Annotated in this window: 12 protein-coding genes and 4 pseudogenes; 5 read left to right on the top strand and 11 right to left on the bottom strand. The window is 70.3% G+C overall.

The window, feature by feature from the left end; all coding sequences use genetic code 11:
- Positions 1-119 precede the first annotated feature (119 nt).
- The 8 genes and pseudogenes from ACGFSA_RS18630 to ACGFSA_RS18595 all read right to left on the bottom strand — a co-directional run bounded on the left by ACGFSA_RS18630 (position 120) and on the right by ACGFSA_RS18595 (position 8,667).
- Positions 120-1,124: a sugar phosphate isomerase/epimerase family protein gene (locus ACGFSA_RS18630; RefSeq protein WP_393305456.1), complete on the bottom strand. Its 1,005-nt coding sequence runs from the start codon at positions 1,122-1,124 to the stop codon at positions 120-122.
- A 12-nt stretch (positions 1,125-1,136) separates the two neighbouring features.
- A complete protein-coding gene (locus ACGFSA_RS18625) occupies positions 1,137-2,366 on the bottom strand; it encodes a Gfo/Idh/MocA family protein (RefSeq protein ID WP_393305454.1) in 1,230 nt (409 codons plus the stop codon).
- Between the two features lie 70 nt (positions 2,367-2,436).
- Positions 2,437-3,474, bottom strand: coding sequence for a substrate-binding domain-containing protein (locus ACGFSA_RS18620; protein ID WP_393305452.1), 1,038 nt, complete (start codon positions 3,472-3,474; stop codon positions 2,437-2,439).
- A gap of 146 nt (positions 3,475-3,620) precedes the next feature.
- The gene (locus tag ACGFSA_RS18615; protein ID WP_393305450.1) at positions 3,621-4,670 is read right to left on the bottom strand and encodes an ABC transporter permease; all 1,050 of its coding nucleotides are present in this window, start codon (positions 4,668-4,670) and stop codon (positions 3,621-3,623) included.
- Positions 4,667-6,193, bottom strand: coding sequence for a sugar ABC transporter ATP-binding protein (locus ACGFSA_RS18610; protein ID WP_393305448.1), 1,527 nt, complete (start codon positions 6,191-6,193; stop codon positions 4,667-4,669). The genes ACGFSA_RS18615 and ACGFSA_RS18610 overlap by 4 nt, the downstream gene beginning before the upstream one ends.
- A 126-nt stretch (positions 6,194-6,319) precedes the next feature.
- The gene (locus ACGFSA_RS18605; protein ID WP_393305446.1) at positions 6,320-7,501 is read right to left on the bottom strand and encodes an ROK family protein; all 1,182 of its coding nucleotides are present in this window, start codon (positions 7,499-7,501) and stop codon (positions 6,320-6,322) included.
- A gap of 205 nt (positions 7,502-7,706) precedes the next feature.
- Positions 7,707-8,365 (bottom strand): annotated as a pseudogene (locus ACGFSA_RS18600) (NUDIX domain-containing protein).
- Positions 8,362-8,667: a hypothetical protein gene (locus ACGFSA_RS18595; protein WP_393305494.1), complete on the bottom strand. Its 306-nt coding sequence runs from the start codon at positions 8,665-8,667 to the stop codon at positions 8,362-8,364. The pseudogene ACGFSA_RS18600 and the gene ACGFSA_RS18595 overlap by 4 nt, the downstream one beginning before the upstream one ends.
- On the opposite strand from ACGFSA_RS18595, the pseudogene ACGFSA_RS18590 reads away from it, so the two are divergent.
- Positions 8,549-9,097: pseudogene (locus ACGFSA_RS18590) on the top strand (MMPL family transporter); the annotation flags it as partial. The gene ACGFSA_RS18595 and the pseudogene ACGFSA_RS18590 overlap by 119 nt on opposite strands.
- Position 9,098: 1 nt before the next feature.
- Positions 9,099-9,431, top strand: a pseudogene (locus ACGFSA_RS18585) (response regulator transcription factor); the annotation flags it as partial.
- A gap of 13 nt (positions 9,432-9,444) precedes the next feature.
- Here ACGFSA_RS18585 and ACGFSA_RS18580 read toward each other — a convergent pair.
- Together ACGFSA_RS18580 and ACGFSA_RS18575 are read right to left on the bottom strand one after the other, a co-directional pair.
- A complete protein-coding gene (locus ACGFSA_RS18580; protein ID WP_393305444.1) occupies positions 9,445-10,119 on the bottom strand; it encodes a GntR family transcriptional regulator in 675 nt (224 codons plus the stop codon).
- A gap of 65 nt (positions 10,120-10,184) precedes the next feature.
- Positions 10,185-11,141, bottom strand: coding sequence for a beta-ketoacyl-ACP synthase III (locus ACGFSA_RS18575; RefSeq protein WP_393305442.1), 957 nt, complete (start codon positions 11,139-11,141; stop codon positions 10,185-10,187).
- A gap of 234 nt (positions 11,142-11,375) precedes the next feature.
- Between ACGFSA_RS18575 and ACGFSA_RS18570 the strand changes: the two are divergent.
- Together ACGFSA_RS18570 and fdhD are read left to right on the top strand one after the other, a co-directional pair.
- A pseudogene (locus ACGFSA_RS18570) lies at positions 11,376-11,582 on the top strand (Fe-S-binding domain-containing protein); the annotation flags it as partial.
- A gap of 11 nt (positions 11,583-11,593) precedes the next feature.
- Positions 11,594-12,442, top strand: a complete 849-nt coding sequence (gene fdhD / locus ACGFSA_RS18565) for a formate dehydrogenase accessory sulfurtransferase FdhD (protein WP_393305440.1) — start codon at positions 11,594-11,596, stop codon at positions 12,440-12,442.
- A 115-nt stretch (positions 12,443-12,557) separates the two neighbouring features.
- On the opposite strand, the gene ACGFSA_RS18560 is transcribed toward fdhD, so the two are convergent.
- The gene (locus tag ACGFSA_RS18560; RefSeq protein ID WP_393305492.1) at positions 12,558-13,604 is read right to left on the bottom strand and encodes a bile acid:sodium symporter family protein; all 1,047 of its coding nucleotides are present in this window, start codon (positions 13,602-13,604) and stop codon (positions 12,558-12,560) included.
- A 108-nt stretch (positions 13,605-13,712) separates the two neighbouring features.
- On the opposite strand from ACGFSA_RS18560, the gene ACGFSA_RS18555 reads away from it, so the two are divergent.
- The gene (locus ACGFSA_RS18555; protein WP_393305490.1) at positions 13,713-14,624 is read left to right on the top strand and encodes a LysR substrate-binding domain-containing protein; all 912 of its coding nucleotides are present in this window, start codon (positions 13,713-13,715) and stop codon (positions 14,622-14,624) included.
- Positions 14,625-14,639 lie beyond the last annotated feature (15 nt).

The raw sequence follows: 14,639 nt of genomic DNA, 5'->3' as shown, positions 1-14,639 counted from the left end.
GCCACCCGCCCCGCCCCGCCGGGGCTCCGGCCCCGGACCCCGGCCCTCACACGCCGGACGTGCTCAAAGGGCGCGATCGAGGAGCGGAAGTCCGGGGATGGAGCCCCGGGGGGAAGCCGTCAGTCGCCGCCCCCGAATGCCGCGTCGAACGACGCAGCCGGCGGGTCGAAGTCGTACCGCTTCAGCCTGGCAAGCGCTTCCGGTGCGCCCGCCAGCCGGTCCATCCCGGCGTCCTCCCACTCCACCGAGATCGGACCTTCGTAGTCGATCGAGCGGAGCATCCGGAACACGTCCTCCCACGGCACGTCACCGTGCCCGGCGGAGACGAAGTCCCAGCCGCGCCGCGGATCGCCCCAGGGCAGGTGCGAGCCGAGACGGCCGTTGCGCCCGTCGAGACGCTTGCGGGCCTCCTTGCAGTCCACGTGGTAGATCCGGTCCCGGAAGTCGTAGAGGAAGCCCACCGGATCGAGGTCCTGCCAGACGAAATGGCTCGGGTCGAAGTTCAGCCCGAACGCGGCCCGGTGGCCGACGGCCTCCAGGGCCCGGTGCGTGGTCCAGTAGTCGTACGCGATCTCACTGGGGTGCACCTCGTGGGCGAACCGCACGCCCTCCGCGTCGAACACGTCGAGGATCGGGTTCCAGCGCTCGGCGAAGTCCTCGTAACCGCGCTCGATCATCCGCGGCGGCACCGGCGGGAACATCGCCACCAGGTGCCAGATCGACGAGCCGGTGAAGCCGATGACGGTACGGACCCCGAAGGCGGCGGCCGCGCGGGCGGTGTTCTTGATCTCCTCGGCGGCGCGTTGCCGTACCCCTTCGGGCTCGCCGTCGCCCCAGATCCGGGCGGGCAGGATGCCCTGATGCCGTTCGTCGATCGGGTTGTCGCAGACCGCCTGGCCGACGAGGTGGTTGGAGATCGCCCAGCACTTCAGGCCGTACTTGTCGAGCAGCTGCCGCCGCCCGTCGAGATAGCCGGGGTCGGCGAGAGCCTTGTCGACCCCGAAGTGATCACCCCAGCAGGCGAGTTCGAGCCCGTCATAACCGAAGTCCCGGGCAAGCCGGCAGACCTCCTCCAGCGGCAGGTCGGCCCACTGACCGGTGAAGAGCGTGAAGGGACGGGGCATGCGCGGAACCTCCTAGGACGGTACGGGGGTGTGTACGGAGCTCTTCTCGGCGCTTTCCTCCACCGCCGCGAGCACCCGTTGCACCTGAAGTCCGTCGGCGAACGAGGGAACGGGGTCCGCCCCTTCGGCGATCGTCAGGACCAGGTCGCGGGCCTGGTGGATGAAGGTGTGCTCGTAGCCGAGTGCGTGGCCCGGCGGCCACCACGCCTCCAGGTACGGGTGCGCGGGCTCGGTGACGAGGATGCGGCGGAACCCGGCGGTGGTGGCCTGCTCGGTGTGGTCGTGGAAGGACAGTTCGTTGAGGCGTTCCAGATCGAAGGCGAGCGAGCCGCGTTCGCCGTTGATCTCCAGCCCTAAGGCGTTCTTGCGGCCCGCCGCCATCCGGGTCGCCTCGAACGAGGCCAGTGCTCCGGAGGCGAGCCTGCCGGTGAACAGGGCGGCGTCGTCGACGGTGACCGCCCCGCGTGCTCCGCTGTCCGCGGTGCCCGAGAGCCCGGCCGACGCTCCGGCGAGCAGCGGTCGTTCCCGTACGAAGGTCTCGGCGACCGCCGACACCCCCACCAGGAGCTCCCCCGCCAGATACTGGGCAAGGTCGACGATGTGCGCCCCGAGGTCGCCGAGCGCACCGGATCCCGCGTGCTCGCGCTTGAGCCGCCAGGTGAGCGGTGAGTCGGGGTCGACCAGCCAGTCCTGGAGGTAGGTGGCCCGTACGTGCCGCAGGGTGCCGAGCCTGCCGTCGGCGATCAGCTTCCGTGCGTACGCGATCGCCGGCACCTTGCGGTAGTTGAAGCCGACCATCGCCACCTGGCCGCGAACCCTGGCCCGTTCCGCGGCCTCCGTCATGGCCTCCGCCTCGGCGACCGTGTTGGCGAGCGGCTTCTCGCACAGCACGTGCTTGCCGGCCTCCAGGGCGGCGATGGCGATCTCCGCATGGCTGTCTCCGGGCGTGCAGATGTCGACGAGCTGGACGTCGTCCCGGGCGATCAGGGCACGCCAGTCGGTCTCCGCCGCCGCCCAGCCGTGCCGTTCGGCGGCGGCGGAGACCGCCGTACGGTCGCGTCCGCAGATCGCGGCGAGAGCCGGCTGCATCGGCAGGTCGAAAGCGTGTCCGGCGGTGCGCCACCCCTGTGAGTGGGCGGCGCCCATGAACGCGTATCCGACCATGCCGACCCCGAGCGTCGCCTTCGGCACGGTCGTCGGCGGCGCTGCGGCCTCCTGCTCCGTCTCTTCCCTACGGGCCATACGGACTTCCTCCTCGTCAGTCGTTCGGTGGGCGCACAGCAGGAGGGTCAGCACCCTCCTGGACGGCGGATCAGCTGAAGCCCGTCGGCAGGTACTGGTCGACGTTGTCCTTGGTGACGACGGCCGAGTAGAGGGTGAGGCTGGTCGGGATCTCCAGTTCGGAGAGCCCGCCGATGCCCTTGCCCTGCCCCAGGGCACGCGCCAGGTCGATGGCGGACGCGGCCATCGTCGGCGGGTAGAGAACCGTGGCCTTCAGGACGCTGTTGTCGGCCTTGATGGCGTCCATCGCGGACTTCGCGCCCGCGCCTCCGACCATCAGGAACTCGTCCCGGCCGGCCTGCTGGATGGCGCGCAGCGCGCCGACTCCCTGGTCGTCGTCGTGGTTCCACAGCGCGTCGAACTTCTTCTGCGCCTGCAGGAGTTGAGCCATTTTCGCCTGGCCCGACTCGACGGTGAAATCCGCGGACTGACGGGCCACCAGCTTGATGTTGGAGTAATTCTTGAGGGCGTCGGCGAAGCCCTGGCTGCGCTGCTTGGTGAGCTCCAGGTTGTCGATGCCCGCGAGCTCGACCACCTTGGCGTTCGGCTTGTCCTTGAGCTGTTCGCCGATGTACGTGCCGGCATTGAGACCCATGCCGTAGTTGTCGCCGCCGACCCAGCAGCGGTAGGCCTGCGGTGAGGCGAAGATGCGGTCCAGGTTGATGACGGGGATGCCCGCCTTCATCGCCTCCAGACCGACCTGGGTGAGCGCCTTGCCGTCGGCAGGGAGGATGACGAGGACGTCGACCTTCTTGTTGATGAGGGTCTTGACCTGGCCGATCTGGGCGGCGGTGTCGTTGGAACCCTCGGTGATCTCCAGGGTCACCTCGGAGTACTTCTCCGCCCGCGACTTGGCGTTCTCGTTGATGGCGTTGAGCCATCCGTGGTCGGCCTGTGGTCCGGCGAAGCCGATGGTGACGGGCTTGCCCGGCTTGTCGTCGGCAGCCGGCTGATTGCTCTGCGCGGTCTGCGACTTCTTGGGCTCATTGCTGGTGCAAGCGGTGAGGAGAGCGCCCGCGGAGACGGCCGCGGTGCCGAAGAGCAGTCCTCTGCGGCTGGTTTCTGGCATGGCTGTCGAACCCTTCATCCGGTGCGTGGGTGGCATGCGGAACTGCGGGGGAGATGGGGTGAGATGGCGTGAGGTGGAGTGGGGAGAGCCCGGGGGCTGGGGGTGTGCGGCGGATCAGGGCCCGGCCGTGATCCGCCGGGCAGCTCCTAGGTCTCCCCGTGGGCCGAGGTTCGGCGCTGGACCAGGACGGCGGCAACGATGATCGCGCCCTTGGCGATCTGCTGGACATCGGTCTGCAGATTGTTGAGCGCGAAGATATTGGTGATGGTGGTGAAGACGAGGACACCGAGGACGGAGCCGACGATCGTGCCGCGTCCGCCGCTGAGCAGGGTGCCGCCGATGATCGCGGCGGCGATGGCGTCGAGCTCGTACAGGTTGCCGTTGGTGTTCTGTCCCGAGCCGGACAGGATGATCAGCATGAAGGCGGCAATGCCGCAGCAGAGCCCGGAGAGCAGATACAGATAGAGCCGCTGCCGCCGTACATCGATGCCGGCGAGGCGGGCCGCTTCCGCGTTGCCGCCGACCGCGACCGTGCGGCGTCCGAACGTCGTCCGGTTCAGCACCAGCCAGCCGATGACGGTGACCGCGGCGAAGACCATGACCAGCGGCGGGATGCCGAGGACGTAAGAGTCGGGCAGCCCCAGGTCGAGGACGGACTGGACGGTGACGATCTGTGTCTTGCCGTCGGTGATCTGCAGGGCGAGACCGCGGGCCGAGGCGAGCATGGCCAGCGTCGCGATGAACGGCACCAGCCTCCCGTACGCGATGAGCAGCCCGTTGACGAGTCCGGCGCCGAGGCCGACGAGCACGGCGGTGAAGAGGATCCCCGCGAAGCCGAACTCCTGGGTGGCGAGCGTGGTCGCCCAGACCGATGCGAGCGCAACCATCGCGCCGACCGACAGATCGATGCCGCCGCTGGTGATGACGAACGTCATGCCGACGGTGACGACGCCGATGACGGACGACTGGGTCAGGATCAGCTGCAGGTTCCCGGTGTCCAGGAACGCGTCGGGTTCGGTGAACCCGCCGACGGCGATCAGTACGGCGAGGACGCCGAGCAGCGACAGGTTACGGACGTCCGCACGCACCCCGAGGGCGCGCAGTCCGCCGCCCTTCGAGGGCGGCAGCGCGGCGGGGGCGGGCGGGGCCGCCTTGTCCGGCCCACCGTGCTGCGCCGAGGAGACGGGCTGAGTCATGACGTCGGGCTCCCTTCCATCACGAGGTCGAGTACGCGGTGCTCGTCGAGCTCCCGGGCGTCCGCCGCATGCACGACGCGGCCCTCGCGGAGCACCAGCACCCGGTCGGCGAGGCCCAGCACTTCGGGCACTTCGCTGGAGACCAGCAGAACGGCGAGGCCTTCGTCGGCCAGCCGGCGGATCACGGCGTAGAGTTCGGCGCGGGCGCCGACGTCGACACCGCGGGTCGGTTCGTCGAGCAGCAGCACCCGGCAGCCGCGCAGCAGCCAGCGGGCCAGGACGGCCTTCTGCTGATTGCCGCCGGAGAGTGTGCGGACGGGGGTGTCCGGGTTGTCGGGGCGCAGCGAGAGTTCGCGGGTGGCGGCGCGGGCCGCCCGGCGCTCGGCTCCGCGGTCGAGCCAACCGGCCCGGGAGAAACGGGACATGGAGGAGACCGACACGTTACGGGTGACGGATTCGAGCATCAGCAGGGCCTGCGCCTTGCGTTCCTCGGGGGCGAGTCCGATGCCCGCGGCGACGGCGGCGCGGACGCTGCCGGGGCGCAGCGGCCGCCCGCCGACCAGGACCCGGCCCGTGCTCGGCCGGCGGGCTCCGTAGATCGTCTCCAGGATCTCGGAGCGCCCGGATCCGACGAGTCCGGCGAGCCCGACGATCTCGCCGGGCCGCAGTTCCAGGTCGACGGGGGCGAACTCGCCTTCTCTGGCGAGTCCTTCAATGGTGAGCACGGGGTCCTGCCGGGTGTCCTCCGCGGGCGCCCCGGGGCGCTGCGGGAAGACGTACTCGACATTGCGGCCGGTCATCATGGCAACGATGTCGCGCGTAGGGGTGGACTCGGCGGGCAGCCCGACGGCGACGGCCCGCCCGTCCTTGAGCACGGTCACCCGGTCGCCGATCCGGCGGATCTCCTCCAGGCGGTGGGAGATGTAGACGACGGCGACCCCGTCGGCGGTGAGCCCGGCGACGATACGGAACAGGTTGGCGACCTCGTCGGGGTCGAGGGCGGCGGACGGCTCGTCCATGACGATGAGCCGTACGTCATGGGAGAGCGCCCGCGCCATGGAGACGATCTGCTGCTGGGCGGCGGAGAGCGCGCCGACGGGACGGGCGGGATCGATCTCGGGGTGGCCGAGGCGCTTCAGCAGTGCGGCGGCGGCCGCGCGTCCTTCGCGGGTGCGGACGACGAAGCGGGCGGCGGTGGGTTCGTGGCCGAGGAAGATGTTCTCGGCGACCGAGAGGCCTTCGACCAGGTCGAGTTCCTGGTAGATGGTGGCGATGCCGAGACGCATGGCGGCGATCGGCGACTTGAGCGAGACGGGTGCGCCGCGCCAGGTGATCTCGCCGCCGTCGGGCTGGTGGGCCCCGGCGAGCACCTTGATGAGGGTGGACTTGCCGGCGCCGTTCTGCCCGAGCAGACAGTGGACTTCACCGGCCTGGACCTCCAGGTCCACGCCGTCGAGGGCGCGCACACCGGGGAACGACTTGGTGATGCCGGACATGGTGAGCAGGGGTGGTTCTGGAGCCATGACAAATCCCCTCGGCGGGTGCGGGGCCGGTGAGCGGGCAGGGCGCAGTACTGTTCCGGGGGTCACCCCCCGGACCCCCGGCCACAAGGGGCGGGAGGCGGTTCGGTGGTGCGTACCGGTCGAGGATCAGGCCGGTGAGAACAGGTGGTCGCTGATGAGCCGGGCGGCGCCGATCACTCCGGCGGCCGGCCCCAACTCACCCAGCACGATGGGGAGATTGCCGGTGGCCAGCGGCAGGGACTGCCGGTAGACCTGGGTCCGGACGCTGGCGAGGAGTGTGTGGCCGAGGCCGGTCACACCGCCGCCGATCACCACCAGTCCGGGGTTGAAGAAGCTGACGAGTCCGGCGATGACCTGGCCGACCCGGTTTCCGCCTTCGCGGATCAGGTCGAGCGAGGTGGCGTCACCGGCGGCCGCGGCGGCGGCCACATCGGCGGCGGTGAGTTTCCCGGCCGCCTCCAGTCGGGCGGCGAGCTCCTGCGACTGTCCCGCGCGCGCCGCGTCCTCGGCGTCGCGGGCCAGCGCGGCGCCGCTGAAGTGGGCTTCCAGGCAGCCCCGGTTGCCGCAGGCGCAGGCGCGGCCGTCGGGTTCGACCTGGATGTGGCCGATGTCGCCGGCGCTGCCCGTCGTTCCGCGGTAGACGTCGCCGCCGACGACGATGCCGCAGCCGATACCGGTACCGATCTTGACGCAGAGGAAGTCGCCCACGGAGCGTGCGACGCCCGCGTGCTGTTCCCCCATCGCCATCAGATTCACGTCGTTGTCGACCATGACGGGGCAGCCCAGGTCCTGGCTGAGTGCCTCGCGGACCGGGAAGCCGTCCCAGCCGGGCATGATCGGGGGTGCGACCGGTACGCCTTCGGGGAAGCGGACCGGTCCGGGTACGCCGATGCCCGCGCCGTCGAAGCCTTCGGCGAGTCCGGAGGCCCGGAGCTTGGCCGCCATGGACAGCACCTGTTCGAAGATCGCGACAGGTCCTTCGCGTACGTCCATGGGGTGGTTGAGGTGGCCCAGAACCTCCAACTCCGCGTTGGTGACCGCCACATCGATCGATGTGGCACCGATGTCGACGCCGAGGAAGCGCAGTGCGGGAGCGAGCCGGATGTTGTGCGAGCGACGCCCGCCGCGGGAGGCGGCGAGTCCGTCGGCCACGACGAGTCCGGTCTCCAGCAGCCGGTCCACCTCTACGGCGAGCTTGGAGCGGGAGAGCTCGACCTGATCCCCCAGCTGTGCCCGGGAGTTGGGCCCTCCGTCACGCAACAGCCGGAGCAGTCGCGCCTGATGCGCATTCGCGGGTCGTGCCGTCATACGTCTCACGCGCCCCTCCCCGCCACATCGGCCTGTCCGTCGGGCTTTCGAGTGGAACGTAGCAGCGGTTGCCGGTACTGGGAAGAAGTTGCGCAGGAATCCGCCACAACTTTCTCCACACTGAGGACAAAGCCGTGCGGTCGAGTCGTGGGTCTGCCGTCGGCGCGGAGGCATTTCGAGGCCCGCGCCGTGGCCGGGCGGGCAATCAGGAGTGCCGGTACGGGCCGTCCAGGGCCGCCCATCGCAGCAGCATGATGGTCTTGGCATTGGCGATGGCGCCGGTGCGGACCATCGCGAGCGCCTCTGCGAAGGGGAGTTCCACCGTCGCGATGTCCTCACCCTCGGCCGCGATCCCGTGCCCGTCGGCGGCGGAGGCCCGCGGACGGCAGGGGGCAGCGAAGAAGTGCAGGCGTTCGGTGACCGAGCCGGGGCTCATGTACACCCCGAAGACACGCTCGGGGGTGCCGATGATATGTCCGGTCTCCTCGACGGCTTCCCTGCGGATGGCTTCCTCGGGGCTGTCGCCGTCGAGGAGCCCGGCGGCGGTCTCGATCAGCATGCCGTCGGGGTGCCCGTTGACATAGGCGGGCAGACGGAACTGGCGAGTCAGCAGAACAGTGCGGTGATCGGTGTTGCAGAGCAAGATCGTGGCGCCGTCGCCCCGGTCGTAGGTCTCCCGCTGCTCCCGGCTCCAGTGGCCGTCGCTGTGCCGGTAGTCGAAGGTCGTCCGGCGCAGGACGTACCAGTCGCAGGAAAGCACTTCCACGTCTTCGATTCGCACCGCGGGTTGCCGGTCAGGTCGCGGCCGTGCCGGTCCAGGCCGGTACGGCCACGGCGGTCGGGGGTGTCCAGGCCGGCCGTCACCGGGCGGATGGGACGTCGTCGATACGGGTGTAGACGTCCAGCCCCTGATCCCGGGCCCTCGCGACCATCCGGTCCGCGCCGTCCGAGGGGCCGCCGATGCGCAACACCGCGTCGCAGCGCGCCAGCAGCAGTTCGGCGATGGGGTGGAAGATCTCCTGGAATGCCGCGTCGCCAGGATATCGACTGGGCCGTCTGGCCTTCCGGCGGCGCTGGTACGTCGCCCTGCCGTGGGCGGCGGTGCTGGGCGCTGTCGGCTTCAGCGCCGTCACAGCTCCCGCCGCCCCCGATGAGGGGTCCTCCATGCCCGGCATCGAGTCCCAGAAGGCATTCGACCTGATGGAACAGCGCTTCCCCGGGTCCATGGCCGACGGGGCGAGCACCCGGATCGTCTTCGTCGCTCCCGACGGGCAGAAGGTCACCGCGGCCGGGAACCGGTCGGCCATCGAGAAGACCGTGGTCGAGACGGCCGACGGGGCTCAGGTCGCCAGTGCGGTGAGCCCCTTCCAAGCGCATTCGGTGAGCAAGGACGCCTCCACGGCGTACGCGACCGTCACCTACAAGGTGAAGGCCGACGACCTCACCGACGCGAGCAAGCAGACGCTGAAGGACGCCGTACAGGAGACCCGGGACGCGGGCCTGACCGTCGAGGTCGGCGGAACCGCGCTGGCGACCCAGCCGGCGGCAGGCGGAGGGGCCGAGGGGATTGGCATCGCCATCGCCGCCGTGGTGTTGCAGCGGCATCCGCACCGTGGCCTCCGGCGACTCCCTGCTCTCCCCGCTGGCCACGCGCTCCCTCATCACCCGCTTCCTCGCCACGCCCGAACCCGGAAGCCACCTGGTGCCGCCCGAACGCCTCGCCGTTCTCACGGCCCGCGAGCGAGAGGTGATGGCTCTGGCCGCCGAGGGAAAGTCCAACGCCGAGATCGCCGGCATGCTCGTCCTCAGCCCGCTGACCGTACGCACCCATGTCCAGCGCGCCATGGCCAAGCTCCATGCCCGGGACCGCGCCCAACTGGTCGTCATCGCCTACCAGTCCGGCCTCGTACAGCCCACGCCGCCGCGCTGAACACCGACGGGCATCAGCTCTCTTCGCGCTGGTGATACGTCTTGCGCGTCTGCTCCGTGTGCGCCCGCATGATCTCGGTGGCACGCTGCTCGTCCCGCGAGGAGATCGCCGCGGTCAGCGAGCGGTGTTCGATCCAGGACCGGGTGCCGCGCCGGCGGGCCACCGGTGTGTAGTACCAGCGGACCCGGCGGTCGACCTGTCCGGCGAGCTGGGCGAGCACCACATTGCCCGCCAGCTCCATGACCTTGGCATGGAAGGCGGCGTTGGTGGCGACGGCGAGATCCACATCGTCGTCGGCAACCGCCTGCTCGCCCTTGGCGCAGAGCTCTTCGAGGGCGGCGATGCCGGCCGTGCCGGAGTTGGCCGCGGCCAGCCGGGCGGCCTCGGCCTCCAGCAGGGTGCGGACCGAGAGCAACTGGTCCGCCTCCTCCTCGGTGGGTTCATGGACGAACGCGCCCTGGGCGGGACGCAGATCGACCCAGCCCTCGGTGTTCAGTCGCTGCAAGGCCTCGCGCACCGGCTGCCGGGACACACCGAGGTGCCCCGCCAGCTCACTCTCGACCAGATGCCGGCCGGGGCGGAGCGCACGCGTGGTGATCAGTTCGAGCAGCGCCTCATAGACGCGCTCGCGCAGCGGACCGGGCCGTTCCAGCTTCGGCAGGGCCCCCTGCGGCAGTCCTGTGGACAACGTCGCGGTCCCTCTCCGGGCGACAGCAATTGCTTATCGTCTACAGTCTACGAGCGCCATGGGAGTCAGGGGCAACGGATCACCTGACCCGCGTACGAGAGGTTCCCGCCGAACCCGAAAAGCAGTGCCGGAGCGCCGCTGTCGACCTCGCCGCGTTCCACCAGTTTCGACAGGGCCATGGGGATCGAAGCGGCGGACGTATTGCCGGAATCCACGACATCCCGGGCGATGACCGCGTTGACCGCACCGATCTTCCTGGCGACCGGTTCGATGATCCGCAGATTGGCCTGATGCAGTACCACCGCGGCGAGATCCTCGGGGGCGACCCCTGCCTTTTCGCACACTTTGCGCGCGATGGGCGGCAGTTGGGTGGTGGCCCAGCGGTAGACGGACTGCCCCTCCTGGGCGAAGCGCGGCGGCGTCCCCTCGATCCGGACCGCGCGGCCCATCTCCGGCACCGAACCCCAGAGCACGGGGCCGATTCCGGGTGCAGCTTCCGCACCGGCCTGCGGGTCCGCGACCACGACCGCGGCGCCCGCACCGTCGCCGAGCAGGACGCAGGTGGAGCGGTCGGTCCAGTCGGCGATGTCGGCCATTTTGTCGGCGCCGATCACCAGCGCACGGGTCGCGGCGCCCGCCCGGATCGCATGGTCGGCGGTGGCGAGGGCGTGGGTGAAGCCGGAGCAGACCACGTTGATGTCCATGACGGCCGGCGAAGCCATGCCGAGGCGGGCGGCCACGCGCGCGGACATGCTGGGCGAACGGTCGATCGCGGTGGAGGTCGCGACAAGGACCAGATCGATGTCGGCGGGGTCGAGTCCGGCCGTGGCGAGCGCCTTGGCCGCCGCGTGCCCGGCCATCTCGTCCACCGGCTCGTCAGGGCCTCCCACATGGCGGGTCTTGATCCCGACGCGACTGGTGATCCACTCGTCGCTGGTGTCGACCATGGCCGCCAGGTCGTCATTGGTGAGCACCTTGGCGGGCTGATAGTGGCCGAGCGCCACGACACGTGAGCCGGTCATGTAGAGGTTCCCCTCGCTACGTATGGCAGGAACTATCCAGTCTTGGTGGCTACCGCCCGGTACGGGGGCACGTGTTCCCACAGGATTACCGGCCGAGGCTTGGAGGCTTGACAACACCCATGACCCGCCCGAACGCGTACTGTAGACAATATTCTGTCGACTTGACATCATCTCCTGTTCCCTCGCCCGGTCCCGTGCCGAACGGAGAGCCCCGCGAAAGTCGCAGTTGTGGGCGCCGGTGCGACCGGCCGGACAGCGTCGACCCGGCGGGCGCGGTCAGCGCCATACTGTCGCCCGAGCGCGCCATCGGGTGTCGTGTACGTCACCCTCCATGTGCAGGACAATGAGCTCGTCAAGGTCACCTCTCCGCAGGACAACCGGGTGACCCACGGCAACCTCAGCATCAAGGGCCGCTTCGGCTTCCAACACGTACAGAATCGGGTTCAACCGCCATGGGACGGGTCACCGAGCGCCGCCGCACCATCCGCATCCGGGACGGGGCGGTCTCCACGCGCCCCGACACCCTCGTCGCCGAGGAGCCCCTGGAGATCCGGCTGAACGGCAGACCGCTCGCCATCACGATGCGCACGCCGGGCGACGACTTCGCGCTGGCGGCGGGCTTCCTGGTCAGCGAGGGCGTGATCGGTGACGGCTCCGAGGTGCAGTCGATCGTGTACTGCGCGGGAGCGACGGCCGACGGTGTGAACACCTACAACGTGGTGGATGTGAAGCTCGCACCCGGCGTGCAGGTCCCCGTCATCACACTCGAACGCAACGTCTACACGACCTCCTCCTGCGGGCTGTGCGGCAAGGCGAGCCTCGACGCGGTCCGCACCACCACCCGGCACCCGGTCGCCGACACTCCCCCGGTCCGGGTCGAGCCCGCGCTGCTCTCGGCCCTCCCCGACCGGCTCCGCGAGTCGCAGCGGGTCTTCGACCGGACCGGGGGCCTGCATGCGGCGGCGCTGTTCTCCGAGACCGGGGAACTGCTCGACATCCGGGAGGACGTCGGTCGGCACAACGCGGTCGACAAGCTTGTCGGCCGGGCCCTGACCGACGACCGGCTGCCGCTGTCCCGGGCGATTCTGCTGGTGTCGGGGCGGGCCTCCTTCGAGCTGGCGCAGAAGGCGGTGATGGCCGGGATCCCGGTGCTCGCTGCGGTCTCGGCGCCGTCGTCGCTCGCCGTGGATCTGGCGGCGGAGACCGGACTGACCCTGGTCGGATTCCTGCGGGGTCCGTCCATGAACGTGTACGCGGGTGAGCACCGCATCGCCCTGGAGGCGACGGTCGGCCAGGGCTGAGGTGCCCGGCCCGTGACACGGGTCAGGGGTCCGGCCGACGGGGAGCGCCCCCGGCGCAGGCGGGTCCGGCCCCCGTGGCGTCCGTCATCGGCGCCTTCGGGTTCGGGCGAGCGCGTCAGCCCACCGAAAGGGGCTCCTCCGCCACCGCACCGCTCGCCAAAATCCCCGGGCGCTCCCGGAGTCCGTCCTGCGGATCGCGCGAGCGCCGCTTCGCGATCACCGCGCACACCATCAGCTGCATCTGGTGGAAGAGCATCAGGGGCAGCACGGCGAGGCCGGTGTGTGCTCCGAAGAGCACGCTGGCCATCGGAAGCCCGGAGGCCAGGCTCTTCTTCGAACCGGCGAACTGGATGGCGATCCGGTCTCCTCGGTCGAAGCCGAGCCGCTTCGCCCCGTACCAGGTCAGCGTGAGCATCAGCGCGAGCAGCACCGCTTCGGCGGCCAGCAGCGCACCGAGCCTCGCCGGGGTGACCTGGTGCCAGATGCCGGCGACCATGCCCTCGCTGAACGCCGCATAGACGACCAGCAGGATCGAGCCCCGGTCGACATGGCCGAGGACCCTCTTGTGGCGGGTGAGGAAGCCGCCGATCCAGCGGCGCAACAGCTGGCCGGTGACGAACGGGAGCAGCAGCTGGACCCCGATCCTCAGCAGCGCGTCGGCCGAGAATCCGCCGCCGCTGTTGCCGAGCAGCGCTGCGGCGAGCAGCGGGGTGAGGAAGATCCCGGCGATCGAGGAGAAGGAGCCGGCGCAGATCGCCGCCGGCACGTTGCCGCGGGCGATCGAGGTGAAGGCGATCGACGACTGGACGGTCGACGGGACGAGGCAGAGGAAGAGGAAGCCGGTGTAGAGCTGCGGGGTCAGGGCGTACGGAACCAGCCCCTTGCCCGCCAGTCCCAGCAGCGGGAACGCGACGAAGGTACAGATCAGGACGGTGAGGTGGAGCCGCCAGTGCCTGAGGCCGTCGAGCGCCTCGGAGGTCGAGAGGCGGGCACCGTACAGGAAGAAGAGGAGGGCGACCGCTCCGGTCGACGCACCGTCGGCGACCTCCGCGGCGGTCCCCGATGCGGGCAACAGCGCCGCGAGCGCGACCGTGCCGATCAACGCCAGGATGTACGGGTCGATCGGCAGCCAGGACGGCAGCTTGATGGTGCGGCGGCTCATGTGCTCCACGCGTCTCTCGTTCAGGTCGTGCCCTCACCATCCTGCTCTTGGTCACAGCGAACGGGAATCCGGCATACCACTCTCACTGTCATCATGGTTCGCGATAGCCTGGGCGCTGTGTACGATCCTGCACAGCTCCGTACCTTTCTTGCCGTCGCCCAGACGCTGAGCTTCACCCAGGCCGCCCGCCGGCTGGGCGTGCGGCAGTCCACGGTGAGTCAGCATGTGCGGCGGCTGGAGGACGCGACGGGGCGCCCGCTGTTCACCCGGGACACGCACCGGGTCGATCTCACCGTGGACGGTGAGGCGATGCTCGGCTTCGCGCGGACGATCCTGCAGGCCCACGAGCGGGCCGCGGCGTTCTTCACCGGAACGCGGCTGCGCGGGCGGCTGCGGTTCGGGGCGTCCGAGGACTTCGTGCAGACCCGGCTGCCGGAGATCCTGGAGTCGTTCCGCCGCGACCATCCGGAGGTCGAGCTGGAGCTGACGGTGGAGCTGTCCGGGACGCTGCACCGGCAGCTGGCGGCGGGACGGCTCGATCTCGTCCTCGCCAAGCGGCGGACCGGTGACACGCACGGCGAACTGGTCTGGCGGGACGCACTGGCCTGGATCGGCGCACCGCACCTGCGGATCGACCCGGACCGCCCGGTGCCACTGATCCTCTTCCCGCCGCCGGGTCTCACCCGGGCCCGCGCCCTGGAGGTGCTGGAGGAGCACGGCCGGTCCTGGCGGATCGCCTGTACGAGTACGAGCCTCAGCGGACTCGTCGCGGCGGCCCACGCCGGTCTCGGCGTGATGGCGCACACCCGCGGTCTCATCCCGCCGGGACTGACTCCCGTACCGGCCAGGGCGGGGCTGCCGGAACTCGGCGACGTGGATTTCGTCCTGCTGCACGGCCGCCGCCGGGACGCGGCGCAGGAGGCGGCGGACGCGCTCGCGGCGGCGATCCTGGCGGGCGGGGACCGGCTGATCCGTGGCGTCGGCGGGATCAACGCGATCAGCGGCCGCGACGGCGCATGACCGCACGCGTGCGCG

Source organism: Streptomyces sp. NPDC048496 (assembly GCF_043200055.1).
GTDB lineage: Bacteria > Actinomycetota > Actinomycetes > Streptomycetales > Streptomycetaceae > Streptomyces.
This window is presented reverse-complemented; position numbering and strand designations above follow the sequence as displayed.

Excerpts from the sequence above, each read along its gene's own strand:
- ACGFSA_RS18630 (WP_393305456.1), bottom strand. The coding sequence starts at position 1,124 with ATGCCCCGTCCCTTCACGCTCTTCACCGGTCAGTGGGCCGACCTGCCG.
- ACGFSA_RS18625 (WP_393305454.1), bottom strand. The coding sequence starts at position 2,366 with ATGGCCCGTAGGGAAGAGACGGAGCAGGAGGCCGCAGCGCCGCCGACG.
- ACGFSA_RS18620 (WP_393305452.1), bottom strand. The coding sequence starts at position 3,474 with ATGCCAGAAACCAGCCGCAGAGGACTGCTCTTCGGCACCGCGGCCGTC.
- ACGFSA_RS18615 (WP_393305450.1), bottom strand. The coding sequence starts at position 4,670 with ATGACTCAGCCCGTCTCCTCGGCGCAGCACGGTGGGCCGGACAAGGCG.
- ACGFSA_RS18610 (WP_393305448.1), bottom strand. The coding sequence starts at position 6,193 with ATGGCTCCAGAACCACCCCTGCTCACCATGTCCGGCATCACCAAGTCG.
- ACGFSA_RS18605 (WP_393305446.1), bottom strand. The coding sequence starts at position 7,501 with ATGACGGCACGACCCGCGAATGCGCATCAGGCGCGACTGCTCCGGCTG.
- ACGFSA_RS18595 (WP_393305494.1), bottom strand. The coding sequence starts at position 8,667 with ATGGAGGACCCCTCATCGGGGGCGGCGGGAGCTGTGACGGCGCTGAAG.
- ACGFSA_RS18575 (WP_393305442.1), bottom strand. The coding sequence starts at position 11,141 with ATGACCGGCTCACGTGTCGTGGCGCTCGGCCACTATCAGCCCGCCAAG.
- fdhD (WP_393305440.1), top strand. The coding sequence starts at position 11,594 with ATGGGACGGGTCACCGAGCGCCGCCGCACCATCCGCATCCGGGACGGG.
- ACGFSA_RS18560 (WP_393305492.1), bottom strand. The coding sequence starts at position 13,604 with ATGAGCCGCCGCACCATCAAGCTGCCGTCCTGGCTGCCGATCGACCCG.